The organism is Hyphomicrobium denitrificans 1NES1, from assembly GCF_000230975.2.
Lineage (GTDB): Bacteria > Pseudomonadota > Alphaproteobacteria > Rhizobiales > Hyphomicrobiaceae > Hyphomicrobium_B > Hyphomicrobium_B denitrificans_A.
Map to the genome: position 1 here is coordinate 578,419 of NC_021172.1, position 24,574 is coordinate 602,992.

Below are 24,574 nucleotides of genomic sequence, written 5' to 3' on the forward strand. Positions count from 1 at the left end.
AGGTCAGGCGGATGCCCATCGATACACCCGTGCTTGCGGCCATCAGAGCAACCGCCGGTATACCCGTTGATACGGTCCTTGCTGAGACTGCCGCGGCCCTTCGCTCCTTGGGCATGAATGTTCGCGGAATTCTGCAGGAAGAGTACGGCGGCTCTGATGATATGAAGCCCGTCACGCGGTTGCGCGACGTTGCCGACGGCACACTGATCCAGATCTCGCAGGATCTGGGTCGCAACGCCCGTGGCTGCCGCCTCGATCCTGGGGCGCTGGCGGAGGCGGCGCGTCGACTCGAGAATATCGTCGCGGGTGGTGCGGACCTTCTCATCCTCAACCGCTTCGGTAGATCAGAGGCAGAAGGGACAGGTCTGCGCCCCATCATCGAAGGAGCGATTCTTGCCGGCATACCGGTTCTCATCGCTGTCCGCGACGAATATGCCGCCGCGTGGGACGCCTTTCATGCAGGAATGGCGGTATGGCTCCCGGCCGATACGAAGATGGTCCTTGACTGGTGTTGCACAAGCTTAGCGCAGCCACCTGCCGACTCCTCTCCGGTGGAGTCCGGACTGGCCATTCGGTGATCGGTCTCGGGGGTCAGCCTGATTTACTGTTCACCGCCTGAGTAGTGAGAGTCTCTATCTCCCGGAGTACATCAGCGGCCTGGTCGGCCTGGTCGGCAATTTCATCGAACAACAATGCCATCTCCTTAAAGACGGAGAGATCGCTCTCGTTTTCGGTGATTTCATCGATATCGGCGAGATACGAAAGCTGATCTGCGATGAGGTTTCTTCTATGCCGCGCCTCTCTCAATCCATTCCGTAACTGCCGCCGGTTCTCGAGAGCCGAGAATCTGTCGAGCGCTTGGTCCAGTTTTGTCCGGCACTCGCAGTCCAGTTCAGCGGACGACAGCACGCGATGCAGCCGTAACGAGAGATCGACATGGCGGGGAGATTTGACGGTCTTGGTCAATTTGCCATTCTCCTTCATGGAAGTCGCATCCGCCGGCGTACGTGAAGCCGGAAGGCCATGAACGCGTGTTGAAAATAACATAAAACAAAGAAATCGGATTGTTTCAGCGCAAGCTCGATCGACCTTCTTCGGTAAGAGGACCGAGCTTGGCTACAATGTTTCGCCGGCGTTACCAAATCCAGAAGAGCAGCACCCAACCGGCATTGGCGGGTATCATCGCTGTGCAAAATGCCACCAAGGAAAGAGCCCTACGCCCCGTGATTTCCGTGTAGAGGCGCGTGATTTTCCAGCAAAGCGTCGCGGCCCACAACGTCGCCAGTGCCAGCACGGCGACCCGCGCTTGGCCGACGAAGGGCAGCGTGATGCCATCGGAACGGAGTTGGCTCACGGTCAGAGCCGACAGGCCGAGGAAGACGCCGGCGCCGGCAAGGGGAATTAGCGCCTGGGCCATGTGGTGAAACCTAGCCAGACTCCAGCTACCCAAGCAACGTGTGGCTAGGCCCAGCATCAGCGTTATGATTACGCCGCAGACGACCGCAGCCGCGAGCATATACGCAACCAGCAACATTCCGTCGAGCAATGTCAGCACGTCGTTCTTCAACGGGTAGTTAGTCAGCACCCACCAAGGCGCCGTCGTCTCCAACGGCCATGACATGCCCGTCGCAATTAAGTTTTGCGCCGCCCATTGCTTGGCGGCGATGAGCAACGGGCTGGACGACCATTGGAATGCACCGATGACCAGACCGAGCAGGCCGAAGACGATAAGTACCGTCTCCCACGGCTTCGCCGTCTGCCCCGCGACATGCACGATCTCATAGTTCGGCGAGCGGCGCGCCAGGCGGATGGCGCCACGAAAGCCGCTGCACCGGCCGCACATATGGCAGGCAGATGCGCCACGCATAGTCTTGAGCGGCACGAGCGGAGCGCAATTCACCGGACCGGGTTTGGCGCCGGTCAATTGGGAATTTCTCCACTCTTCCGGATCGACGCGGAAGTGCAGGGGCGCGAGCTTCGCCAGTAGCGCGAATACGCCGCTGACCGGACACAAATAGCGGCACCATACGCGCTTGTTGCGGCCGTACAGATAGCCGACGACCGCGGCGGCAACTGTCGATCCGCCGAGAATCAGAAGGGTCGGGCGCGGATATTGATAGACACTCACCATTTGTCCGTAAGCCGTGGTGCTGGCAAAAGCGATTGTGGGCCAACCCGCCCATGTCATCCAGCGCGGCGTCGCCCTGCCTCTGCCGATCGTGCTGGCGAATTCGGTAATGGTGCCCTCGGGACAGAGCAGGCCGCACCACATGCGCCCGACCAGCGCGGTGCCCAAAATCACGAACGGCCACCAGATGCCCCAGAAAATAAATTGAGCGAGGCGTGTAAAATCGGTCCATAGGTAGGCCGTATTGTCCGGCAATGGCAGCAGCACGGGAACGATCAGGAGCACAGCGTAAACTGCGACTACCGTCCATTGAATTGCCCGGATTGTTCGCTGGTGGCGCTGGAGCCAATCTCCGATCCTGGCCCAGATATCGAACCGCTCCTCGACCAGAATTGACGGGTGCTTCCTATCCGGCAGGGTGCAGATCGTCATTGTGTGTCCTCAGCTGCGCGCGTGCGCGCCAGAGGATGTTGTGCGCTCGCCGTGCCCGTTGTCGGCTTGCGGGGAGCGCAGCGATTAGTGCCCAAGCGCGGCATCACTGGTTGGATGGTTCCCGAGCGATGAGTGTGGCGGGCGGAGTGTCCGGATGGAAATCGTCGAAAAAGCGATATTCGCCAGGATCAAGCCGACGAATGACGATGAACGATGTCGTGCCGGCCCCCAGAACTTTCTCTCTGCGCAACTCCGTGCTCTCGAATTCTACCGGGCTCGTGCCCTCATTGTGCAGAATTAGTTTAAAGCGGCGGTTAGCCGGCACCTCCACGCTTGGCGGTTCGATTTTGCCATCCGCAAACTTGATGACGAAGACCGGGTCGTCGTCTGCGAACGACGACACGGCCGAAAAGAGTACGACAAACAGAAAAGATGTCAGCCGGACCGGAAACGACATGCTGCTACAGGCCTCATATACTGATCGCTCATCGCGTCGTCGAACCTCAGTTCCGGACGCAGTAGACGGGATCGCCAGTCTGGCTGACGTTCTACTTAATAAGCTCCCTTTTTGCCGGTTCCGGCGTATGTGAACTCGTAGTCGACACTGAAGGGCGCCGCCCATGGACCGACCCCGGTTTCCTTATCGACATGGCGCCCGAAATGATCGGCGCTTGCGGAACCTAGCGACGTTATCTTGAAGGTCAGTTTGTATTTGCCTACGCCCATCATCTTGACGTTGTCGCCGTAATGCGGGCCGTCGCTCGCCACCATCGGCATGAAGACCCCGGCAGTGCGCTCGCCGCCATCGAGTTTCACGAGCGTATATTCGATCTTGAGATTCGGTATCCAATCCCCTTCAGCGAAGCCGTTTGCGTTGTTCGCGATAGCATGAATATCCGCTTCCAGGTGAATGTCGGAGTCGGCGGCTGGGCGCATAATGTGCTCCGGCTCCATCTCGATCGGCTGAAGATAGACGGCGGCGACCTCCATACCGTTCAACTTATGGGGAGCACCTATCGGGTATTCCGCGGCAAATGCTGAGGTGCTCAAACCCAGCAACGCGATTGTGAGGGTGAGGATCGAACGTCGTGCCATTTTGGCTCCAATCTTGTCTGCGGTCACACTGAATAGGGTGCCAATCCTCGACCTGTGGCTAGGGGATGGTCCGGTATTCATTACTAATCTAGTAAAGTTATTTTTCATCCTCCTTGACATAAAGCAAGTGCCACCGGTTTCTGCCTTCTGCAGGCGCGCCGCTTTAAGACGTTGTTTTTCGATGCGACATTGCCTCTACAGACAGCGAAGCGTCCGTTATCGTCAGACGGCTTTGCTGTGCGTTCGCGGCGAACGTTCAAGGTATGAGTCGAAGGCCGCGGCTACCACACGGACGAGAAAGCGATGCTTGCTCTGGACCCGGAGGATGTTGCCGTCCATCTCCGCCAAGCCCTCGTCGAACGCCCGCGACAGCCTCTCGTTTCCATCGGTCAACTCGGCATGGTCGAGGCCGTATCGTGCGCAGATCTCGGTGAGATTCGCCTCAAAGTCGCACATCAGCCGTTCAATAATCGCCGCGCGGCCGCGGTCTTCGGTCGTCAGGCGATAACCTCGAGCTGTGGCGAGTCGGCCGGCTGAGATGCGTGTAGAATAGTTTCCAATCACAGCTTCGTTCTGTACATATCCGCTTTTCGTCTTTCCGATTGCCGAAGCGCCGAAGCCGATGAGCGCCTCACAATTATCCGACGTATAGCCCTGGAAATTTCGTCGCAATCGGCGGGCTGCCTGGGCCACTCCAAGCTCGTCGTTGGGTAGGGCGAAGCAGTCGAGGCCGATCTGCCTATATCCGGCTGCGACCAACGCATCGGCGATTGCAACAGTCTGCTCAACCCTTGTTGCGCTGTCAGGAAGAACCTTCGCGTCGATCAGACGTTGATGTTTCTTGACGTCCGGCACGTGCGCGTAACCGAATACCGCCAGACGATCCGGCTTCATGGTGAGCGCTGTGGTGACCGTCTCGACGCAGGACTGTACGGTCTGGTTGGGTAATCCGTATATCAAATCGAAGTTGATGCGTTTTATACCAACGCGGCGTAGCGCAGCCACGGTCTCGGCCGTACATTCGAGGCTCTGAATGCGATTGATGCTTTGCTGCACCTTCCAATCGAAGGTCTGGACGCCGAGGCTGGCGCGATTGATCCCGCTTCCGCGCATAGCTGCCAGCATTTCGCGCGTGATCGTACGCGGATCGATTTCGATCGCCAGCTCCGCATCGTCCACAATGTCAAACCGGTCGCGCAGCAGATGCACGAGCGCGATGAACTGCGCGGGCTTCATGATCGTTGGTGTGCCGCCGCCGAAATGTACGTGCTTGACCGGCTGGCGACGCCCTATCCGGGACGCGACCATTTCGATCTCCCGGCGCAATACATCGAGATAGCTCGCGATCGGCTCGTCCCTGGCGCTGATCGTGGTGTTACAGCCGCAATACCAGCACATCGAGCGGCAGAAGGGGACGTGAAGATAGAGCGAGACCGGCTCGCCGGGAGAAAGCGTCGAAAGCCAGCCTGCATAGACATTCTCATCGACGGCCGCGGAGAAGAGCGGGGCAGTCGGATAGCTGGTGTAGCGAGGCAGGCGGGCTTCGCCGTAGGCACTAAGGAGTGTCGATTGCAAAACCCTTCTCCTGAATTTGACGAAACCGGACGAATTCTACCCCGATCTCTCCGGGCCTCTTTGCGGTAGGCCAATGGCTGGAGACGCCCAGGGACGTTTGTCGTTTGCCCGGGGGAGACGCAGTCTCAAGGTCTTGGTCTGCAGAGGGCGATTACTCGATGGTGACGTCGACCAGCGCCTCCAAGCGGGAAACGGGAAAGGCTATCTATTTATCGATTTCAGATATTCGTTCAGGGAGATACAGGCCATTAAGATTCCGCCGCACATAAATGAAATAATTGCGCTTCCCGCAAGGAATAGAAGCAAGAATGCGCCCAAAAAAGAAAGTAGGATTTCCATTTGATCTCTCTCTTCAATAGGAAGCTCGATTGGCTTCCATTTAGCCATGGTATTTATTCCATGCTGCGACAATATTACCTGCGCCATTATGGCGTCATTTCGCCGAAGCATCAAACAATCGCTTGCGCACCATCTTGAATGCTTCAAAGAGTCCCCATTATGCGACAATTCGCGCGATAGCTGGCGAAACTCCTGTCATGCGGCATTTTGCGGTCGCCGGGTTAGATCTGGCCGACGAACATGGCCGTTGCAATGACGATCGACAGCAGAGCCGCAACCACGGCGCCCGATTTCGTCATTGCGCCTTGCCGATACATGAAGATGATGAAGACCAGGAGCACGGGCGTGAGGGTGACAAGCCCAACCTGAGCCTCGTTCATGGCAAAGATCCCGATGCAGTAAGCGCATGCGATGCCAGCACAGATCCGGCTGTGTAGATCGCGAAGATCGCGCCACAGAGCACGACAAGATAGAGCAAGAACAGGACGCGCCAGCCGCTCGGTGCAAATCGTAATCCGAGAAAATGCCGCAGGATGGTCGAGGCTTTTACGCCCGCAACCACCAACACGATCGCGACCTGCGCTATGACCGGTATGGCGCTGTCCTGCACTGCGCCAGCCCACATCGCAATCAGGGTGAGTGCCGCGAGAGCGATCCACACTTTTATCAAAGTTGCCATGATCAGTGCACCAGATAGATGATCGGGTAGATCATGACCCAGACCATGTCGAGCATGTGCCAGAAAGCAGCACCGGTCTCCAGGTTCTCAATGCTGTCGGCAAAAGACACGATGCCAAAAATCGTCAGCCCAAGCACGATGTGGACTGCGTGAAATCCGGTAATCAGAAAGTACAGCTGGAAGAATGTGTTTGTCTCGATGTCGAACCCGGCTGCAAAGAGCTGACCGTACTCGACGCCCTTGATTGCCAGAAATACAGCGCCAAGCAACATCCCTAAGGCCAGCAGAAGCCGCGCGTCGTGCCCCTCTCGTCTGCGCCAGATTGCCGCCGCCACCAGAAAGCCGCTGGTGACAAGCACGAGCGTATTCAATCCGCCGAGCAGACGATGCAGATGAATCTGTGATGCGGCAAAAGTTGCCGGGTCCAGCACGCGCGCCACGGAAAACCCGAGCAACAGTGCACCAAACACAGCTAGCTCGCCCAGAATCAAAATCCAGATCATCGGATTTCCGGGCAGGCCCGAGAGCGGTCCCCAATCCGCCGTCTGAGTTTGCGAAACTCGCTTCTCCGATTCTCGATATGTATGCGCCAATGTCATTGCAATCCTATTCGGCTGTCTCGGGGAGATAATATGAATATAAAATATTCCTTTTGTTGTCCGAGCGCAAAGAGTGGATCGGCCTGCCTTTGGTAATAGCCCCGCGAATGACCCGCCATGTGAGGTCGCGGGCGCGGCGATATGGAAAGGTTGGAGGCGAAGGGCAATGAGTGAGAGATTCACTAAGGCGGCCGCCCGTAATATCTTTTACGGGGGGTCTATTTTTTTCTTCGTCATTTTTGTCGGGCTGACGGCGCAAACGGATCATTACATCCGTACGACAAGCGCAAGCGACAGCGGGCTAACCGATAGCGTCCGGCGCGGGAAGCATGTGTGGGAAAAGAACTCCTGCATCAATTGTCACACCCTGCTCGGCGAAGGCGCCTATTTCGCTCCCGAGCTCGGCAACGTCTGGGTCCGCTATGGCGGCCTTGAGGATCCGAAGAGCGCTCGCGAAGGCCTCACTGCCTGGCTGCACTCGCAACCAAGCGGCGTCGAAGGCCGCCGGCAGATGCCGGATTTTCACCTGAGCGATCAGGAGACCAATGACTTGATCGATTTTCTGGAATTCACCAGCCACGTGAAAACGCAGGGCTGGCCGCCAAAGGCTTCCGGCTGAGGAGACACGAACAATGAAATATCCAACCCAACGGGTCGCTTTGGCCTACTTCACTTGCGCTATGATACTGTTCGGCGTGCAGATCATCGTCGGAACGCTGGCCGGCACCGTCTACGTGTTCCCGAATTTCCTGTCCGAGACGCTGCCCTTCAACGTCCTGCGCATGATCCACACCAACGCGCTGATCGTGTGGCTCCTGATGGGCTTTTTCGGCTGCGGCTATTATCTCGTGCCGGAAGAAGCCGAACGGGACATCGAAAGTCCATTTCTCGCCTACGTACAGCTTGGTCTTCTGATGTTCGGCGCACTGGCGGCAGTCATAGGGTACGTCTTCGGCATTCATGGGGGCCGCGAGTTCCTTGAGCAGCCGCTCTGGATCAAGGCCGCGATCGTCGTGGTTGCGTTGATCTATCTCTACAATATCTCAATGACGATCCTGAAAGGCCGAAAGACCGCTATCGGCAACGTGCTGTTGCTCGGCATGTGGGGCATTGCGGTGTTCTGGCTGTTCGCTTTCTACAATCCGGGCAACATCGCGCTGGATAAGGTCTACTGGTGGTACGTCGTCCATCTCTGGGTCGAGGGCGTATGGGAGCTGGTGATGGCATCCGTGCTCGCCTTCCTCATGATCAAGATGACCGGCGTCGACCGCGAGGTGATCGAAAAATGGCTCTATGCCATCGTCGGCCTCGCGCTGTTCTCGGGTGTGCTTGGCACCGGACACCATTATTACTGGATCGGCGCGCCGGGATATTGGCAGTGGATCGGCAGCATCTTCTCGACCTTTGAGGTCGCGCCGTTCTTCGCCATGGTGATCTTCGCCTTTACCACGGTGTGGAAGGGTCGTCGCGACCATCCCAACAAGGCGGCGATGCTGTGGTCGCTCGGTTGCACAGTGGGTGCGTTCTTCGGAGCCGGTGTGTGGGGCTTCATGCACACACTGTCCTTTGTCAACTATTACAGCCACGGAACTCAGGTCACGGCAGCGCACGGCCATCTCGCCTTCTTCGGCGCTTACGTGATGTTGAACTTGGCGATGATCACATACGCCATGCCCTATCTGCGCAAGCGGAAGCCTTACAACCAGGTGCTCAATATGTGGAGCTTCTGGATCATGACTTCCGCCATGGCGTTCATGACCTTCACGCTGACCTTTGCGGGTGTCGTGCAGGTTCATCTGCAGCGTGTATTGGGCATGAGCTACATGGAAGTTCAAGATCAGCTTGCGCTGTTTTACTGGATGCGCCTCGGCTCCGGCGTATTCGTCCTGATCTCATGCCTGCTGTTCCTTTACTCGATCTTCGGACCGGTAAAGGAAGAACAGCTTGCTCACATCGACATGTCGCTGCAGCCGGCAAACTAGCGGCATAGGCGACTGCTACGAAGGATGATCGCATGTTGAAGAGCGTCAGTATCGCCGCGAAACAACCGGATTTGCCCTTCTACGCACCGGTTGGCTCGGAATGCGAGATCTTCGAGCACGCGTATCGCAACCGCCTGCCGGTCCTGCTGAAGGGACCGACAGGCTGCGGCAAGACCCGCTTCGTCTCCTATATGGCGGCGCAGCTTGGCCGGCCGCTCTACACGGTCTCGTGCCACGATGATCTTACTGCCGCGGATCTCACCGGTCGCTATCTGCTTAAAGGCGGCGACACGGTTTGGGTGGACGGCCCGCTGACAAGGGCCGTCCGCGAAGGAGCGATCTGCTATCTCGACGAGGTGGTGGAGGCGCGTAAGGACGTGACCGTGGTCCTGCATCCGGTCACCGACGACCGGCGCACACTGCCGCTCGAGCGCACTGGCGAATTGCTGCAAGCGCCGCCGGAGTTCATGCTGGTCGCGTCCTACAATCCGGGCTACCAGAACGTGCTCAAGACGCTGAAGCCGAGCACGCGGCAACGGTTCCTCGCCATGGAGTTCGGCTTTCCGACCCTCAACACAGAAGCCAGCATCGTCGCCCATGAAAGCGGCCTGCCGCATGAGCGCTGCCTGCCGCTCGTTCGCGTCGCGCAGGCTCTGCGCGGGTTGAAGGGGCAGGATATCGAGGAAGGCGCGTCGACCCGCCTCGTCGTCTACTGTGCGACACTGATCCGTGACGGCGTCGACTACGACACCGCACTGCGAGTGGCCCTGATCGAGCCGTTGTCCGACGATCCGGAGATCGTCAATGGATTGAAGCGCGTCGCCCAGATCGCGCTTGGATAATTGCCATGCCGCTGTTTGAGCCGGAAGAAGCGTTTGGGCAATACTGGCATCGCCTTGTCGGTTCGTCGCGCTCCTATCGGGGCCATCCCGATGCCGCCGTCGCGCTCGATCCTCTTCGCGTCCGGCTCGGGCTGCTGTTCCGGGCAAGCGGCGGCGACGGCGCTATTCGCATTGTTGGCAGCGCGGCGACGGCGTCGGGTCATCGGCTCAATCTGAAGCAGGCGCTCGGTCTTGGTACCGAGATGCTGGAGCAGCCGACCCTCGATGCCGGCGCGCTGCGTCTGCCGGGCAGCGTCGACCTCTTTGCCGACGTGAAGGACAATGAGGCGCTTTACGAGTGGCTGGCCATCTGGTTAGCTCATGCAATTCCGCCAGAACATGACGCCGATCCGCTGCGGAATGATCTCCATTGCCTGCGCGCCGCCGCGCGGACGACGCAAGTTACACTCGCCGCCTGGCCCGGTCTCAGGCCGGTCTATGACCGCCTCCGCCGCGCCACCTTGAGCGAACGGCCCCGTCGCAACCTGCCGGGCTTCGAAAGGCAAATCGAGACAGCCATCGCTCATTTGTTGAACGAGACCGTGCCGGCATCCGATCCGATCTTCGATGCGATCGTCGGTCATGGCGAACTCGATCGGAATCTCACTGCACCGCGTGGCTATCACACTTTCTTGCCCGTGCCACTCTGGGGCGACATCAAGGTGGATGCGGCAAGCGCAAGCGGCGAGGATGTGGACGAGCCCGGCGGCGATTCGATCGCCGTCGATGCGAAGCGGCGCACCGGCGTGCGCAAATCCACCGACCGCAGCGACCGCGGCGATCCCTTGATGCTGCATCGTTTCGAGACGATCTTCAGCATTGCCGAGATGATCAACGTCAACCGCGACGTTGACGACGATGATGACGAAGGCGCGCGGCAGGCGCTTGAGGATACGCCGGAACTGACCATCGGATCGAATAAGAAACGGCCGTCGGCGAGACTCGGGATCGACCTCGACCTAGCTCCGCGTGAGGCGGACGCCACATCTCTTGTCGCCGACCATACCTATCCGGAATGGGACTGGAAACGGCAGGCTTATCGGCCCGATTACTGCCGCGTGATTGCCGGACGCGCGTCGGAGGATGGTGAAGAGTGGTTGGCGGATTTGGTGACGCAGCGGAACATCCGCCATGTCCGCCGTCAGTTCGAAGCCTTGCGGCCGCGCCGCCAGACCTTGCATGCTGAACCCGATGGCGACGAACTCGATCTGTCGATGCTGATCCGCTCGATTGCGGATCGCCAGGCTGGGGAATCCGGCAGCGACCGCATCTTTACCGATGTACGACCCGCAGCGCGCGATCTGTCGGTTGCGGTGCTGATGGACGTGTCGCTGTCGACCGATGCGTGGCTGCAGGAGCGGCGGGTGCTGGATGTCGAGAAAGGTGCTCTGCTCGCCTTCACGCATGGTCTCACGGCCTGCGGCGACGAGCATGCCATCTACACTTTCACCTCTCGTCGGCGCAGCAACGTCACCGTGACTACCCTCAAAGGATACGACGAAACCCTCGATCAGCGCGTTGCGCGCAGGATCGCTGCGCTCAAACCGGGGCAGTACACCCGGATTGGTGCCGCTGTCCGCCATGTCGCAAGCGAACTCGTCAAGCGCCCACAGCGGCATCGTCTTCTGCTGCTTCTCACCGACGGCAAGCCGAACGATGTCGATCATTACGAAGGACGTTACGGCATCGAGGATACGCGGATGGCAATCCGCGAGGCACGCAAGACGGGGCTGCGCGTCTTCGGCATTACGATTGATGAGAATGCGAGGGACTATTTCCCACATATTTTCGGGCGCGGCGCCTTCGCCATCGTGCGCGATATCGCTCGCCTACCCGCGGCGCTGCCTGCGATCTATCGCCAGCTCACGACATAATCGCGATCGGCTCGGTTCCATCGCGTTTCACAGATCGCTTTGTCGCCCATGCATGATTTTGGTCAACGTGGCGGTTTTTTCGCAGCAGTAGCTTTGAGATCGAATTTGAACTGCTTCGGAAAGCTGGGGGGAATATGCGCTTTTCGTGGTTTGTCGTTGCCGTATGCGCAGCCGCTGCAATGTTGTTTGCGGGTTCGGTCTCCGCGCAACGCCGATCTCACGCCAGGGGGGACTCGCGCGAGGCGCTAACGCTCAGCCCCGCTGAGGCGGCGGAAATGCTCTCTGGCATGAGGACGTACCTCGAAACGGTCCAAGGTATTGTCTCGGCGTTGGCGGAGAACAAGGTCGCACGCGTGCCAGAGATCGCCGCCAGGTCGGGTGCCAAGCTGCTCGGTAGCATGAACCCGATCACGGGGCTCAAAGCGCCGATTGGCTTCACGATGATGAGCCTCGATACGCACGACAAGTTCGACAAGCTTGCCGAGAAAGCGCGCCGCGGCACGTCGCGTACCGAGGTTCTGACTGATTTGCAGGATATCCTGGGCAATTGCACCGGCTGCCACGCGGCCTACAGGCTGGCGCGTTGAGTGGCGGACACGCATGACCGAGATTTATCTTTTTCGTTCCGAAAAAAGGCGCAGCGCCGTCTGCCGATTTCCTGCCATGCGCGTGCAACGGCGCTGCTGCAGGTGTCAATCACGAAATCTCTCGAGTTCGTGAATTTTCGCGTTGGCTCCGTAATGATCTCGAATGGTTTGCCGCACGGGGAATGGAATCTCCCGATGGCTAACGATTCCTACTGTGTTGATGTCCTCATGCTTCGAGCGGGGCCGCGGTAGGGGTATTTCCGTATGCCTGCCTCGGGGAAGCGCGCGCCTCTTTCATCAACTTGGAAGTCGGGGTGCCGTCTTCTCGCTGCCATGGCACTTTCTCCATAATGAAACGTTAGGTTAGGAACAACTTGGCAGGCGCATGGCGCTGCGCCGGTCATTTGCTTTGCGGGGCCTGTAGGCTTCCTCATGCCGGTCTTGCTAACTTGCTAAATACGTCGTTGGCGCAATTGCCCAGTCGCCGCTGGAGTCAGAGGTAAAACAGGTGAAGCCGGTTCAATGCCCTGAAACATTATTGATGTGCACTCAGTTTCGATAGAATTTTTCAATGGACATTGATGTTGTTGGATAGCGCTAATTCGGTTAGCCTTCGGCTTGGCCGGTTGGAGGCATTCAAATGCAGATCAGTCGCCGCGGCTTTGTTAAGCTGACTGCCGCAACCCTCGCGGCATCGACCGTGGATGCCTTGGGCTTTTTTGCTTCGGGAGAAGCTCTGGCGGCATCCGTCCGTCCGTTCAAATTGGCTGCTGCAACAGAGACGAGGAATACCTGCACCTACTGCTCGGTTGCCTGTGGCATCCTCATTTACAGCATGGGCGATCGCGCCAAGAACGCGCGCTCCAACATCATCCACATCGAGGGCGATCCCGATCATCCCGTCAATCGCGGCACGCTCTGTCCGAAAGGCTCGGCGCTCCTCGATGTCGTGCACGCTCCGACGCGCCTGCAAGTTCCGAAGTATCGCGCGCCGGGGGGCACCGAATTCAAGGAAGTCACCTGGGATTGGGCGCTCGATCGGATCGCGCGCTTGATGAAAGACGACCGCGACAAGAATTTCATCGCGAAAAATGCTCAAGGCACGACGGTCAACCGATGGATTACGACCGGTATGCTGGCGGCCTCCGCCTCGTCGAGCGAAACGTCGTACCTGACATGGAAGGTGGCCCGTTCATTCGGGATGCTGGTCTTCGATAACCAAGCACGTGTCTGACACGGACCGACGGTGGCCAGTCTGGCTCCAACATTCGGTCGCGGTGCAATGACCAACACTTGGCAGGATATCAAGAATGCCAATCTGGTCATCGTCATGGGCGGAAACGCCGCTGAAGCGCATCCGTGCGGCTTCAAGTGGGTCGTCGAAGCGAAGATCGAAAACGGCGCCAAGCTCGTCGTCGTCGATCCGCGCTTTACACGCACGGCGTCCGTTGCCGACTATTACGCGCCGATCCGGCCGGGCACCGACATCGCCTTCCTCTTGGGCGTCATTCGATATCTGCTCGAAAAGGACAAGATCCAGCACGAGTACGTGCGCGCCTATTCGAACGCCGGCTTGATCGTCAAAGACGGTTTCGGCTTCGAGGACGGCCTTTTCAGCGGCTACGATCACGAGAAAGGCGACTACGACAAATCGAGCTGGGACTACGAGCTCGACGAGCAGGGCTTCGCCAAGGTCGACGATACGTGGCAACACCCGCGTTGCGTCATGAGTCTTCTGCGCGCCCACGTTGCGCGTTACACGCCCGAGATGGTGTCGCGCATCTGCGGCACGCCGCAGGATAAGTATCTGAACATCTGCGAGATGATTGCGGACACGTCGGCGCCCGACAAGGCGATGACGAGCCTGTTTGCGCTGGGCTGGACGCAGCATTCGGTCGGCTCGCAGAATATCCGCGCGATGGCGATGGTGCAGCTTCTGCTCGGCAATATCGGCGTTGCCGGCGGAGGCATGAACGCGCTGCGCGGACATTCGAACATTCAAGGCCTGACCGACGTCGGACTGCTGTCCAATCTCATGCCCGGCTACATGACGCTGCCGGCAGACCACGAGGTCACATTCGACGACTATATGAAAACGCGGCAGTTCAAGCCGCTGCGTCCGGGCCAGACGAGCTATTGGCAGAACTACCGCAAGTTTTTCGTCAGCTTCCAGAAGTCGATGTTCGGTGATGCCGCAAAGGCGGAAAACAACTGGGCTTACGATTGGCTGCCGAAGCTCGATATTCCGCTCTACGACATCATCAAAGCTTTCGAGATGATGAACCAAGGCGAGATGAACGGCTACATCTGCCAAGGGTTCAATCCGCAGCAGGCATTCCCCGACCGCGGCAAGATCCGCCGCGGTCTCTCGAAGCTCAAGTTCCTCGTCACGATGGATCCGCTCGATACGGAAACGTCGCGCTTCTGGGAAAATTTCGGGCCGCAAAACCCTGCCGATTCAGCGACCATCCAGACGGAAGTCTTGCAGCTGCCGACGACCTGCTTCGCAGAAGAAGACGGCTCTCTCGTCAACTCGGCGCGCTGGCTGCAATGGCATTGGAAGGCAGCCGAGCCGCCGGGCCAGGCCAAGTCCGATATCTGGATCATGTCGCAGCTCTTCCATCGGATACGAGAACTCTATCGCAAGGAAGGCGGCGCATTCCCGGATCCGATCCTCAATCTAACGTGGAACTACACGGACCCGACGGAGCCGGCGTCCGCCGAACTTGCGAAAGACATGAACGGCCGCGCGCGCGTCGATATCAAGGACGCATCCGGCGCCGTTGTGCTGAAGGCCGGCCAGTTGCTCGATACTTTCGCGCAGCTTCGCGACGACGGCACGACGGACTCGGGCTGCTGGATCTTTACCGGGTGTTACACCGAGAAGGGCAACCAGATGGCGCGGCGCGACGCGTCCGATCCGCGCGAGCAGGGCATTGCGCCGAACTGGGCATGGGCGTGGCCGGCGAACCGGCGCATTCTCTACAACCGCGCCAGCGCCGACCTCGCCGGCAATCCCTGGAACCCGCAGAAACCGGTCATTCAGTGGGATAGCACCAAGTGGGTCGGCATCGACGTTCCCGACTACGGACCGACCGTCAAGCCGTCCGAGTCCGTCGGCCCCTTCATCATGAACGCCGAGGGTACGGCTCGATTGTTCGCACGCGATCAAATGGTCGAAGGGCCGTTCCCCGAGCACTATGAACCGCTCGAGTCTCCGGTGTCGAACATCTTGCATCCAAAGGTCAGCGCGAATCCTGCTGCACGCGTATTCGCCGACGATCGCAAGGCGTTTGGATCTCCATCCGAGTTCCCCTACGTCGCGACCACGTATCGACTGACGGAACACTTCCACTTCTGGACGAAGCACGCCTTGATCAATGCAATCCTGCAGCCGGAGGAGTTCATCGAGATCGGCGAAGTGCTGGCGCAGGAAAAAGGCATTGCGCAGGGAAGCTGGGTTCGCGTCGCTTCAAAACGCGGCCATGTTGTCTGCAAGGCCTACGTCACAAAGCGGATCAAGCCGCTCAGCGTCGACGGCAAATCGACTCATGTGATCGGCGTGCCGCTACATTGGGGCTTCACCGGACAGGCCAGGAAAGGCTACGGCGCCAACACGCTGACGCCATCCGTCGGTGATGCGAATTCGCAAACGCCGGAATTCAAGGCGTTCCTCGTGAACGTCGAGAGCGTCAATGGGCCCGAGGTTTGACGGAGCCGCCGATGGCAGACCTTCAGTCACAAAACTACATTCGGCGATCGGCTTCGACGCTCACGCCTCCGTCCGTCCGCAACCATGAAGACGAGGTCGCAAAGCTGATCGACGTCACACGCTGCATCGGCTGCAAAGCGTGCCAAGCAGCGTGCATGGAGTGGAATGACCTTAGAGCACCTGTTGGAACCTTCGAGGGGACCTACGACAACCCGCTGGATCTGGACCCGCACACGTGGACGCTCATGCGTTTCACGGAATACGAGAACGAGCAGGGCAACCTCGAGTGGCTGATCCGCAAGGACGGCTGCATGCACTGCGAGGATCCAGGTTGCCTGAAGGCCTGTCCGGCGCCGGGCGCGATCGTCCAATATGCCAATGGCATCGTCGACTTCATCAGCGAGAACTGCATCGGTTGCGGTTATTGCGTGAAGGGGTGCCCGTTCGATATTCCGCGCATCAGCCCCGTCGATCACAAAGCATACAAATGCACGCTCTGCTCGGACCGTGTCGCCGTTGGGCTGGAGCCCGCATGCGTGAAAGCATGCCCTACCGGCGCAATCCTGTTCGGCTCCAAGAAGGACATGACCGATTGGGCGGGCGAACGCATCGTCGATCTCAAATCGCGCGGCTTCGAGAACGCTGGCCTCTACGATCCGCCCGGCGTTGACGGCACGCACGTCATGTACGTGCTTCATCACGCCGACAAGCCTTCGATCTATGCAGGGCTGCCGGAAAACCCGAAGATCAGCGCAACTGTCGAATTCTGGAAGGGCCTCATTAAGCCTGTAGCGCTCGCGGGAATTGCCGCATCGGCTGTTGTCGGCTTCCTCCATTGGGTCATCACAGGGCCGAATGAGGTTCAGCCCGAGGACGAGAAGGAAGCCGAGCGTGTTCTTGCTGCCGAGCGTGAAAAGCGCGGGAGCGAAAACCCCTATATTGGCGGAGGACCGGCATGACGCGACCGAAAGGCACGCTCATACGAAACCCGACGCTGATCCGGATCAACCACTGGATCACGGCCGCCTGCTTCGTATTACTGATGCTGTCCGGCTTATCGATGTTCGACCCGCTACTCTTCTGGCTGTCGAACCTGTTCGGCGGCGGACAGTGGACACGTGCAGTTCACCCCTGGATTGGCATCGTACTCGTCGTGAGCTACGCGGGGATGGTCGTCCAATTCTGGCGCGACAATCTTTGGACGAAGGATGATAGCGCGTGGATACGTGCGATCGATCGTGTCCTTGCCAACAAGGAAGAGGAGGCGGTCCCGGAAGTCGCGCGCTTCAACGCCGGCCAGAAGTTCGTCTTCTGGTCAATGGCTCTGCTGATCCCGATTCTGCTCTTCACGGGTCTCCTGGCATGGGAAGTTTACTTTGGAACTGCCAGCTCCATTGAAACGCAACGCGCGGCGCTCTTGATCCATTCGCTTGCAGCCATCGCGGCGATTATCATCTGGATTATCCATGTGTATGCGGCAATCTGGGTTCGCGGTTCGATGCGCGCGATGACCCAAGGATACGTCACGCCGGGTTGGGCATGGCGGCACCATCGCAAGTGGTTCCGGTCGCTTGCCGCCACCGGTTCGTCCGGTCCGCGACCACACGTTGACAGTAGCGAAACACGCAAATGAGAGCACGCCGGTGAGACAGGGCGGATCACCGCCAACAGGCAAGTGGGTGGGCAGCCCGCTCGGTGGCGTCCAGGCGCCCGAACCGATTTGCCTGCCCGATCCCAAAACCAGGTTTATTGCCACCGCATCTCGATTGGACGCCCTCTCCGAGGGACATCAGATGGCGGAGTGGCTAAAGTTCATGGCAGCTCTGGCGCGGGCTCAACACGCCGCTGCGCTGTCTGTTGCCCTTTCCCATCCGTTAGACGAGCAGCAGCTCGAGGAATCTGTCGCCTCCCGGCAGCCGCCGCTCGCGCCTGAGCTTCATGAGAGAGATCCGTCATGGCGACAAGGTTTGATGGTTCTGCTCGACGGCTTGGATCATAGTCCGATGCCGGAGGGCTCAGCGGCCTCCATCGACGAGTTGCGCTTAAGCAGTGCGGACGCGATCGAGGGCCTTGCACACGATTTCCTATGCGGCAGCATAGACTCCAATGACGCCGTTAGGGCTCTTTACGTCGCGGCTGCGCTGCAGGTTTATTTCACGCTTGCGGCAGCGTCGTTGCGCGCGCCGCTATTAAGATTGTTGCCAGACCGCGGGACGTGCCCGTGCTGCGGTTCTACTCCAGTCTCGGGCCTCATTACGGCGTCGGGTCGAACACCGGGCACGCGGTATCTCTACTGCTCGCTTTGCTCGACAGCGTGGAATCATGTCCGCGCTGTATGCATCACGTGCGAAGGCACCGGAGCACTCTCGTTGAGGAGCATCGAAGGCGATTCTGGCGCGATCAAAGCGGAAGTGTGCGACGATTGTCACACCTATGCGAAGATGCTGTACCAGGCCAAAGACATGTGCATCGATCCGTTTGCGGACGATCTTGCGACGCTCGGCCTCGACATGATGGTCGCGGAAGCGGGCTGGTCGCGCCATGCCCCCAATCCGCTGTTGCTTGTCGATAACCTCAGAAGTTGAGCGCAGCCGCTAACAGCCCGCAGACAATTCCAATCGCGACGACGGCGGCAACGACGAACAGCAGGACCTGCGGCCGAAACGACCGTGCAACCATCGCAAGCGACGGGAGGCTGACGGGCGGCAGCGTCATCAGCAACGCTCCCGCAGGGCCAGCACCGATGCCGAGTAAAAGCATGGCTTGAATGATCGGCACTTCACCAGTAGTCGGAATGACGAAGAGCGTGCCCGCGACGGCAAAGGCCACGATCCACCAAATTTCGTTACCGATATCGGCGCCGATCGTTGGAAAAAGCCATGCTCTCGCTGCGCCGAGTAGGAGCACGATAACGATATATTCCGGGATCAGGCGGATGGACATCCGAACGAAGATCTCAATCCAGCGCAGAAACGGGTTCGATGCGGAGTCCGAGACTCCTGAATTTGTAACGAACTTCGAAAGCTCCGCATTGGCCTCGGCGGCCTCCTTGGGCGTGACCATCAGGTTCACCAGATAGCCGAGGCCGAATACCATCAAGACGCCAAGCACGATACGCAGCGTCGCCCAATTCCATCCGAGAACGAAACCCATGAACACGAGTGTTGCGGGATTAAGGATCGTATTGCCAAGCCAGAATGCGATTGCGGCGCCGGGAGAAGCCTGCCGCGCTCTCAATCCGACGACTACAGGCGCTGCGCAGCAGGTGCACATCATGCTCGGGATCGACAACGCACCGGCCGCCACCACACTTCCAAAGCCCGTCTTGCCGAGCACGCGCGCCACCCAATCGGCGGGAAGCAGAGCCTGAATCGCGGACCCCAAAAGGAGGCCGAGAACCATCGCCTGCCAGATCGCTTTTCCATAAGCCAGCGCGTAGCCGAGCGCGGCATCCCATGACGGCGCGGGCGGTGACGCGGCCGTTCCCATCAGGATAGAATTGCCGATGGAGTGTTCGGCCGCCGCGACGAACGCCCGATTGTAATAGGGGAGCCATTTCACGTAGAACAAGCCGGCAGTTGCCAACACGAGGAAAACGGCCACCTTGAGTGCAGTGTTGTCAGCTTGTTGGCGTATGGCATTCATCGTTTTCTTCGAGCCTTGTGCTGCCGGAACATCGGTAGCTTAATACCAATAATGTTGAGTTGTCTCGGATTCCGAGGCTCGCCATTCGTTACGAAAAAGGCGCCCCATGTCTGCACCAATTGTCCGCTTAACCGATCTGGCCCACGGTGGGGGATGCGGATGCAAACTTGCGCCGTCTGTACTGCAGGAGCTTCTTTCAGGGCAATCGTCTGCATGGCTCTATAGTCAACTGCTCGTTGGCGTCGAGACGGGAGACGACGCGGCCGTCTGGCAGATCGACGACGAGCATTGCATCATCGCGACAACGGATTTTTTTATGCCGATGGTCGATGATCCGCGCGACTTCGGCAGGATTGCCGCTGCCAACGCGATTTCGGACGTCTATGCGATGGGTGGAAAGCCGCTGCTGGCGCTTGCCATCCTCGGCATGCCGCTCGACAAGCTGCCCGTCGAGGCGGTGCGAGAGATTCTGCAAGGCGGGTCATCGATTTGTGCAGAGGCAGGGATTCCTATTGCAGGCGGCCACTCGATCGATACGCCCGAACCGATCTACGGTCTGGCGGTCATTGGACTGACGAAACCCGGTAATGTCCGTAGGAATTCAGGCGCGCGGCCTGGAGACACACTCATCCTTACCAAGGGGATCGGCATTGGTATCTATTCCGCGGCGTTCAAGAAACGCGCGCTGCCGGGTGATGCCTACGCAGAGATGATGGCGTCGACGACTCTTCTAAATCGCATCGGCCAAAAGCTGGCCGAAAATGAAGACGTCCATGCGATGACGGATGTCACAGGCTTTGGGTTGCTCGGCCATGCGCTCGAAATGGCACGGGCGAGCCGTCTGACGCTCGATATCGCCTATGCTCGCGTCCCGTTTCTGACGAAAGCCGAAAGTCTGGTTAATGCCGGCTATAAGACGGGGGCCTCGGCACGCAACTGGGCGAGCTACGGCGGCGAGGTGACATTGCCGCCGGATATTCCGGATTGGAAAAAATCACTGCTCACGGATCCGCAAACCTCAGGCGGTCTGCTCATCGCCTGTGCTTCCGAACGAGCCGAAACGCTCCGTACTCAAATTGAATCGGATGGGTATCCGAGCGCTCGCATCATCGGGTCGGCATCCGAGGGGTCGCCACAGGTTCAGATATCGTGACGGCCATCATCGCTTTCTTGAAATGACTGGCGGAGGAGAATGGGAGTCGAACCCACCTAGGGCAGGCTCGCTGCCCCACTCGGATTTGAAGTCCGAACGCCCCACCGGGGACGATTCACCTCCTGACGTCTGCGCCGACGAATGCACGAGGGCGCCGAACAAGTCCAGACGATGCTTATTTAGCGTGCGCATGTCTCCTTTGCGAAGCGTGACGCCGTGCCGGTCGAAGAATTCCAGAATCTGGATCGCGACCTTACGTCCATTGGAGAGACGATCGCGTAGGTCGGCGGCGGTGAAGAAACCCGCCTCTGATTTGCGACTGATGTCGATGGCCGTCGCCAGCATTTCCTGAACCGTCCCGCGCAAAAAGAAATGATCGTGCGCAATTTCATCCACCCAGCCGGCGCGTCCTGCGAGCTTGAACAGCCGCCGGACGTCGTGTTCGCTGTGATCAATTACCTCGGCAATATCGCGGACGCGAGGCGGCCGGAAGCGCTCGTCACCTCCGAGCAGCGGCGCAATCGACTGCCATGTCGCTTCGTCCGCTGTGCTGAGCCTAGCCTGATGCGACGACAGCCTGACGAATGCACCATCGAGGGCAATGTCGCCGCTTTCAGCGGCTTTCTGGAGGGCGACAGCAAAACTCGGTTTCGAGAGCCGAGGCTGCAGCATTAAACGAAGCTGCTCGCGCCCGATGCCTTGCCGGTCTGGATTGTCGGCGTGAAACGCGCCGAGCGCGTTTTTCAGATCCGTTGCAAAGGTCTGCCAAGTCTTGAGCGACACCGCAATCGCGGACTCATCCGTCCCGAACGTTACGATCGCGAGCTCATCCTTGATCTGCTCAACGCTTTTCTCGGACAGCGCCCGATCTCGCGCGAAGCTTGAGACATCGACTGCAAAAGGCGGCGCGGCCAGTAGTGCCGAAAAGGCTTTTGTCGCGTCATCGAGCGTCATTGCAGCACGTTGGGCTTGCCGTTCCGGCGTTCGCCTTTTTCGCGCTGGAGGACGAAGATCTATGAACTTGCCGCCGCCGATCGTCCGCCGACCCGACACGTCGCGAATAACAAAGCGATCAGGTACGGCGGCAGCAATCGGCTCGTCGAGCACAAGCTGGACATCCGTCGTGGCGCCCGGCGGAATGGGCTTGTCGCCGAGCAACGCGATATGCGCACCGATCTCCGCCGCTCCGTGATGGAGGCGGATAGGAAACCACTGACTGATCGGCTTCTCCTCTCGCTGCAGAATGCGCAGCACTGCATCGATGCGATCGGTCGGCGCATGCAGCTCGGGATCGAGCACGACATCGCCGCGGTGGATCGCGTCTTTCGAGATTTCGGGGCCGGTAAGATTCAGCGCACACCTGTCGCCAGCTTTCCCAAACTCTGCCGGTTGGTTCTGTGCGTGTATGGAGCGCACACGCGCGATCAATCCCGATGGGCTCAGGCGGACATGATTACCGACCTCGATCCTGCCCGAAAGCACGGTGCCCGTGACGACAACGCCGATGCCTTGGAGCGTGAAGGCCCGGTCGACAGCAAGCCGAAAGCGTCCGTCGGCCGGGTGCTGTCCGATCTTGGCAGCAGCGTCGACGAGGCGTTCGCGAAGCGCATCGATTCCGTCGCCCGTTATGGCTGAAACGGCCACCACATCTGCTGTCTCGAGAGTGGTCCCAACGGTCAGCGCTTTGATGTCGGCCGCGACCTTCGAAAGGCAATCGGCTGTCGTCAGGTCTTTTTTGGTAATGACAACGATACCGCGGGCGATCCCGAGGAGATCGATGATCGAAAGATGCTCGAGCGTCTGAGGCTTGATGCCGTCGTCGGCTGCGACCGTCAACATTGCGAAGTCGATGCCGCTGGCCCCAGCCACCATCGTGTGAACGAAACGCTCATGGCCCGGAACATCGATGAAGCCGAGCGTTAGTCCCTGCGACGTCGGCAGGTAGGCAAAGCCCAGATCGATCGTAATTCCGCGCGCCTTCTCTTCCTTGAGGCGGTCGCCTTCGACTCCCGTCAGGGCTTTGACGAGTGCCGTCTTTCCATGGTCGATATGTCCGGCGGTGCCGATGATCATGATGGGCTAGGCTCTGCCCCAAAATGTTCTTTCGTTCAGGCTAATGCGCTACGATCGAGCAAAGACAAAGCTGAAAGAAATCCGGCTTCATCGGTCAAACACCTGAAATCCAGGATGAGGCTATTATCTTCTATTCTGCCGACGATTGGCCGATCGAGGGCGCGCATTGCCGCCGCAAGCTTTTCAAGCGCTTGCCCACCGCCGTGCTTCACATGAATGCGAATGCCGGCACTCGGTAGCGTCGCGAGAGGCAACGCGCCCGATCCGATCTGACTCTGACAGTCGCAAATCTCGACGGCAAAGGCTGCGCCGACACAGTCCGTTGTCCTGGCCAGAATGCGCTCAACCTGATCGCGGATATCCGCCTGCGTTCGCGCCAGCAGCTTGAGCGTTGGAAGCCGCTCGGCGAGGCGCTCTGGGTTTCGATACAACTTCAGAGTGGCCTCGATTGCCGCCAGCCGAATCTTGTCGACGCGGAGCGCGCGCTTCATCGGATTGCGGTTGATCGCTTGGATCAAGCTGCGCTTGCCGACGATGAACCCCGCCTGAGGTCCACCGAGCAGCTTGTCTCCGGAGAAAGTTACAAGGCCCGCGTGTGCAACCGCGTCTCGAACCGTAGGTTCCTTTTCGAGCCCAAAGCGTGTCAGGTCCAGAAGTGTGCCCGATCCGAGATCGTGCATCAGCGGGACGTTCGCATCCGCCGCGATCGCTGCAAGATCTCCCGCGCTCACTTCGGCGGTAAATCCCATGATGCAGTAGTTGGACGTATGGACCTTCAGAATGACGCCTGTTTCGGGCTTCAGTGCTCTCTCATAGTCGCTGGCGTGGGTACGATTGGTCGTCCCGACCTCGACCAGCCGTGCTCCGGCGCGCATCATGATGTCGGGCATTCGGAAGGCGCCGCCGATCTCGATCAATTCGCCTCGGGATACGATCGCATCGCGCCCTCCGGCGAGCGTATTGAGCGCCAAAAGAACCGCGGCTGCGTTGTTGTTGACGACGGTCGCGTCCTCCGCTCCGGTGAGGTCGCACAGAATCGACCTCACGTGATCGTCGCGTTCGCCGCGTTTGCCGCTCGTTAAATCGAACTCAAGCGCGACGGCGTTGCGCATGGCCTCCGTTGCGGCGGTGATAGCTTCCTCTGCAAGCAAGGCCCGACCGAGATTGGTGTGCAGGACGGTTCCCGTTAAGTTGAAAAGCGTCCGGAGGCTCGATCGGTCTTCCTCGCTGAGCTTGGCGAGGGCTTGCTGCGCGAGATGCTCCGTTGTGTGTGCGGATAAGATGCCCGATTTCAACGCGATGCGCGCGTCCTTGAGCGCCGTCCGTATGGCGCTCACCGCCGCGTTGCGGCCGAATCGCTCTACAAGCATTGCGGCCGTATTCGTCTTGAGGACCGCGTCGACCGACGGCAAATTGCGGAGCCCGGGTTCTATTCGGCGTTCCAAAACGGCCTCGAAACAAAATCGCCGGGCGGCGCACCGCCTTTGCGTCCCGGCCGGCAGAACTGCCACAAGAATACACCCCGCCTGGAATGCGACAAGGCCGGCCCTTAGTCAGGGCTTGTGGCCATTCCCCGGGGCTGGACGGCCGCGTGAAGATGGCCCCGAACCGGCGTTTTCTTCCGTTTCTTTTGCACTGGAGCCGAATGTACACCGGGTGAAACATTATTTTGGGCGTTTACCGCGACGTAGCCTACCAGACGGCGGCCGAATCTTGGCTGTCGGAATGAGGTCTCAGTGCGTTTGACTTCGGTTAAGTGGGGCCGCTTCAAAAACAGCTAAATATACAAAAGTATGCGATCGCTTCGCTCAAGCGTCGGG

General features: G+C 59.1%; 21 protein-coding genes, 1 tRNA gene and 1 pseudogene. 11 read left to right on the forward strand and 12 right to left on the reverse strand.

Annotated elements, in window-relative coordinates; translation table 11 throughout:
• The first annotated feature begins 11 nt into the window (after positions 1-11).
• Positions 12-578 (forward strand): DUF2478 domain-containing protein, encoded by a 567-nt coding sequence (locus tag HYPDE_RS02725; protein ID WP_015596807.1) that lies wholly within the window; start codon positions 12-14, stop codon positions 576-578.
• A gap of 13 nt (positions 579-591) precedes the next feature.
• Here HYPDE_RS02725 and HYPDE_RS02730 read toward each other — a convergent pair whose 3' ends face one another.
• The 8 genes from HYPDE_RS02730 to HYPDE_RS02765 all read right to left on the reverse strand — a co-directional run bounded on the left by HYPDE_RS02730 (position 592) and on the right by HYPDE_RS02765 (position 6,847).
• Entirely contained in the window at positions 592-966 is a 375-nt protein-coding gene (locus tag HYPDE_RS02730) for a hypothetical protein (RefSeq protein WP_144061156.1), read from the reverse strand.
• Positions 967-1,135: 169 nt separating this feature from the next.
• The gene (locus HYPDE_RS02735; RefSeq protein ID WP_015596809.1) at positions 1,136-2,560 is read right to left on the reverse strand and encodes a 4Fe-4S binding protein; all 1,425 of its coding nucleotides are present in this window, start codon (positions 2,558-2,560) and stop codon (positions 1,136-1,138) included.
• Positions 2,561-2,663: 103 nt separating this feature from the next.
• Complete coding sequence (locus HYPDE_RS02740) at positions 2,664-3,017, reverse strand: cupredoxin domain-containing protein (protein ID WP_015596810.1); 354 nt, start codon at positions 3,015-3,017, stop codon at positions 2,664-2,666.
• Between the two features lie 95 nt (positions 3,018-3,112).
• Positions 3,113-3,655, reverse strand: coding sequence for an iron transporter (locus tag HYPDE_RS02745; protein ID WP_015596811.1), 543 nt, complete (start codon positions 3,653-3,655; stop codon positions 3,113-3,115).
• 222 nt (positions 3,656-3,877) lie between these two features.
• On the reverse strand, positions 3,878-5,230 hold the full coding sequence (gene hemN / locus HYPDE_RS02750) for an oxygen-independent coproporphyrinogen III oxidase (protein WP_015596812.1): 1,353 nt from the start codon (positions 5,228-5,230) through the stop codon (positions 3,878-3,880).
• A 560-nt stretch (positions 5,231-5,790) separates the two neighbouring features.
• Positions 5,791-5,949, reverse strand: a complete 159-nt coding sequence (locus HYPDE_RS19270; protein ID WP_015596814.1) for a hypothetical protein — start codon at positions 5,947-5,949, stop codon at positions 5,791-5,793.
• The gene (locus HYPDE_RS02760) at positions 5,946-6,248 is read right to left on the reverse strand and encodes a cytochrome C oxidase subunit IV family protein (RefSeq protein ID WP_041319855.1); all 303 of its coding nucleotides are present in this window, start codon (positions 6,246-6,248) and stop codon (positions 5,946-5,948) included. The genes HYPDE_RS19270 and HYPDE_RS02760 overlap by 4 nt, the downstream gene beginning before the upstream one ends.
• A gap of 2 nt (positions 6,249-6,250) precedes the next feature.
• A complete protein-coding gene (locus HYPDE_RS02765) occupies positions 6,251-6,847 on the reverse strand; it encodes a cytochrome c oxidase subunit 3 (RefSeq protein WP_015596816.1) in 597 nt (198 codons plus the stop codon).
• A gap of 166 nt (positions 6,848-7,013) precedes the next feature.
• Between HYPDE_RS02765 and HYPDE_RS02770 the strand changes: the two genes are divergently transcribed.
• From HYPDE_RS02770 to fdhE, 9 genes are all read left to right on the forward strand, one after another.
• Positions 7,014-7,466 (forward strand): c-type cytochrome, encoded by a 453-nt coding sequence (locus HYPDE_RS02770; protein ID WP_015596817.1) that lies wholly within the window; start codon positions 7,014-7,016, stop codon positions 7,464-7,466.
• A gap of 13 nt (positions 7,467-7,479) precedes the next feature.
• Positions 7,480-8,829, forward strand: a complete 1,350-nt coding sequence (locus tag HYPDE_RS02775) for a cbb3-type cytochrome c oxidase subunit I (protein ID WP_015596818.1) — start codon at positions 7,480-7,482, stop codon at positions 8,827-8,829.
• Between the two features lie 32 nt (positions 8,830-8,861).
• Positions 8,862-9,671 carry a CbbQ/NirQ/NorQ/GpvN family protein gene (locus HYPDE_RS02780; protein ID WP_015596819.1) on the forward strand — a complete coding sequence of 270 codons (810 nt, stop codon included), beginning with the start codon at positions 8,862-8,864 and terminating at the stop codon, positions 9,669-9,671.
• A 5-nt stretch (positions 9,672-9,676) separates the two neighbouring features.
• A complete protein-coding gene (locus HYPDE_RS02785) occupies positions 9,677-11,584 on the forward strand; it encodes a nitric oxide reductase activation protein NorD (RefSeq protein ID WP_015596820.1) in 1,908 nt (635 codons plus the stop codon).
• Positions 11,585-11,871: 287 nt separating this feature from the next.
• Positions 11,872-12,171 carry a hypothetical protein gene (locus HYPDE_RS02790; protein ID WP_244437759.1) on the forward strand — a complete coding sequence of 100 codons (300 nt, stop codon included), beginning with the start codon at positions 11,872-11,874 and terminating at the stop codon, positions 12,169-12,171.
• 640 nt (positions 12,172-12,811) lie between these two features.
• Entirely contained in the window at positions 12,812-15,883 is a 3,072-nt protein-coding gene (fdnG, locus tag HYPDE_RS02805) for a formate dehydrogenase-N subunit alpha (protein WP_144061157.1), read from the forward strand.
• Between the two features lie 11 nt (positions 15,884-15,894).
• Positions 15,895-16,842, forward strand: coding sequence for a formate dehydrogenase subunit beta (gene fdxH, locus HYPDE_RS02810; protein ID WP_041319859.1), 948 nt, complete (start codon positions 15,895-15,897; stop codon positions 16,840-16,842).
• Positions 16,839-17,516 carry a formate dehydrogenase subunit gamma gene (locus tag HYPDE_RS02815; protein WP_015596826.1) on the forward strand — a complete coding sequence of 226 codons (678 nt, stop codon included), beginning with the start codon at positions 16,839-16,841 and terminating at the stop codon, positions 17,514-17,516. The genes fdxH and HYPDE_RS02815 overlap by 4 nt, the downstream gene beginning before the upstream one ends.
• A gap of 46 nt (positions 17,517-17,562) precedes the next feature.
• On the forward strand, positions 17,563-18,468 hold the full coding sequence (gene fdhE, locus HYPDE_RS02820; RefSeq protein ID WP_015596827.1) for a formate dehydrogenase accessory protein FdhE: 906 nt from the start codon (positions 17,563-17,565) through the stop codon (positions 18,466-18,468).
• On the opposite strand, the gene HYPDE_RS02825 is transcribed toward fdhE, so the two are convergent.
• Positions 18,458-19,528, reverse strand: coding sequence for a permease (locus HYPDE_RS02825; RefSeq protein WP_015596828.1), 1,071 nt, complete (start codon positions 19,526-19,528; stop codon positions 18,458-18,460). The two genes, fdhE and HYPDE_RS02825, sit on opposite strands and share 11 nt — an antisense overlap.
• Before the next feature lie 106 nt (positions 19,529-19,634).
• Here HYPDE_RS02825 and selD point away from each other — a divergent pair, with 106 nt between their 5' ends.
• Positions 19,635-20,681 (forward strand): selenide, water dikinase SelD, encoded by a 1,047-nt coding sequence (selD, locus tag HYPDE_RS02830; protein WP_015596829.1) that lies wholly within the window; start codon positions 19,635-19,637, stop codon positions 20,679-20,681.
• Between the two features lie 27 nt (positions 20,682-20,708).
• On the opposite strand, the gene HYPDE_RS19245 is transcribed toward selD, so the two are convergent.
• The 3 genes and pseudogenes from HYPDE_RS19245 to selA all read right to left on the reverse strand — a co-directional run bounded on the left by HYPDE_RS19245 (position 20,709) and on the right by selA (position 24,124).
• Positions 20,709-20,804, reverse strand: a tRNA-Sec gene (locus HYPDE_RS19245).
• Between the two features lie 69 nt (positions 20,805-20,873).
• A pseudogene (selB, locus tag HYPDE_RS02835) lies at positions 20,874-22,754 on the reverse strand (selenocysteine-specific translation elongation factor); the annotation flags it as partial.
• Between the two features lie 35 nt (positions 22,755-22,789).
• A complete protein-coding gene (gene selA / locus HYPDE_RS02840) occupies positions 22,790-24,124 on the reverse strand; it encodes an L-seryl-tRNA(Sec) selenium transferase (RefSeq protein WP_244437760.1) in 1,335 nt (444 codons plus the stop codon).
• Positions 24,125-24,574 lie beyond the last annotated feature (450 nt).

Bases quoted from the DNA above. Each gene is read 5' to 3' on its own strand.
- HYPDE_RS02825 (WP_015596828.1), bottom strand. From the start codon at position 19,528: ATGAATGCCATACGCCAACAAGCTGACAACACTGCACTCAAGGTGGCC.
- HYPDE_RS19270 (WP_015596814.1), bottom strand. From the start codon at position 5,949: ATGAACGAGGCTCAGGTTGGGCTTGTCACCCTCACGCCCGTGCTCCTG.
- HYPDE_RS02815 (WP_015596826.1), top strand. From the start codon at position 16,839: ATGACGCGACCGAAAGGCACGCTCATACGAAACCCGACGCTGATCCGG.
- HYPDE_RS02740 (WP_015596810.1), bottom strand. From the start codon at position 3,017: ATGTCGTTTCCGGTCCGGCTGACATCTTTTCTGTTTGTCGTACTCTTT.
- HYPDE_RS02745 (WP_015596811.1), bottom strand. From the start codon at position 3,655: ATGGCACGACGTTCGATCCTCACCCTCACAATCGCGTTGCTGGGTTTG.
- HYPDE_RS02725 (WP_015596807.1), top strand. From the start codon at position 12: ATGCCCATCGATACACCCGTGCTTGCGGCCATCAGAGCAACCGCCGGT.
- HYPDE_RS02790 (WP_244437759.1), top strand. From the start codon at position 11,872: ATGAGGACGTACCTCGAAACGGTCCAAGGTATTGTCTCGGCGTTGGCG.
- HYPDE_RS02785 (WP_015596820.1), top strand. From the start codon at position 9,677: ATGCCGCTGTTTGAGCCGGAAGAAGCGTTTGGGCAATACTGGCATCGC.
- fdxH (WP_041319859.1), top strand. From the start codon at position 15,895: ATGGCAGACCTTCAGTCACAAAACTACATTCGGCGATCGGCTTCGACG.
- HYPDE_RS02765 (WP_015596816.1), bottom strand. From the start codon at position 6,847: ATGACATTGGCGCATACATATCGAGAATCGGAGAAGCGAGTTTCGCAA.
- HYPDE_RS02780 (WP_015596819.1), top strand. From the start codon at position 8,862: ATGTTGAAGAGCGTCAGTATCGCCGCGAAACAACCGGATTTGCCCTTC.
- selA (WP_244437760.1), bottom strand. From the start codon at position 24,124: ATGCTTGTAGAGCGATTCGGCCGCAACGCGGCGGTGAGCGCCATACGG.
- HYPDE_RS02770 (WP_015596817.1), top strand. From the start codon at position 7,014: ATGAGTGAGAGATTCACTAAGGCGGCCGCCCGTAATATCTTTTACGGG.
- HYPDE_RS02735 (WP_015596809.1), bottom strand. From the start codon at position 2,560: ATGACGATCTGCACCCTGCCGGATAGGAAGCACCCGTCAATTCTGGTC.
- selD (WP_015596829.1), top strand. From the start codon at position 19,635: ATGTCTGCACCAATTGTCCGCTTAACCGATCTGGCCCACGGTGGGGGA.
- HYPDE_RS02760 (WP_041319855.1), bottom strand. From the start codon at position 6,248: ATGGCAACTTTGATAAAAGTGTGGATCGCTCTCGCGGCACTCACCCTG.
- HYPDE_RS02775 (WP_015596818.1), top strand. From the start codon at position 7,480: ATGAAATATCCAACCCAACGGGTCGCTTTGGCCTACTTCACTTGCGCT.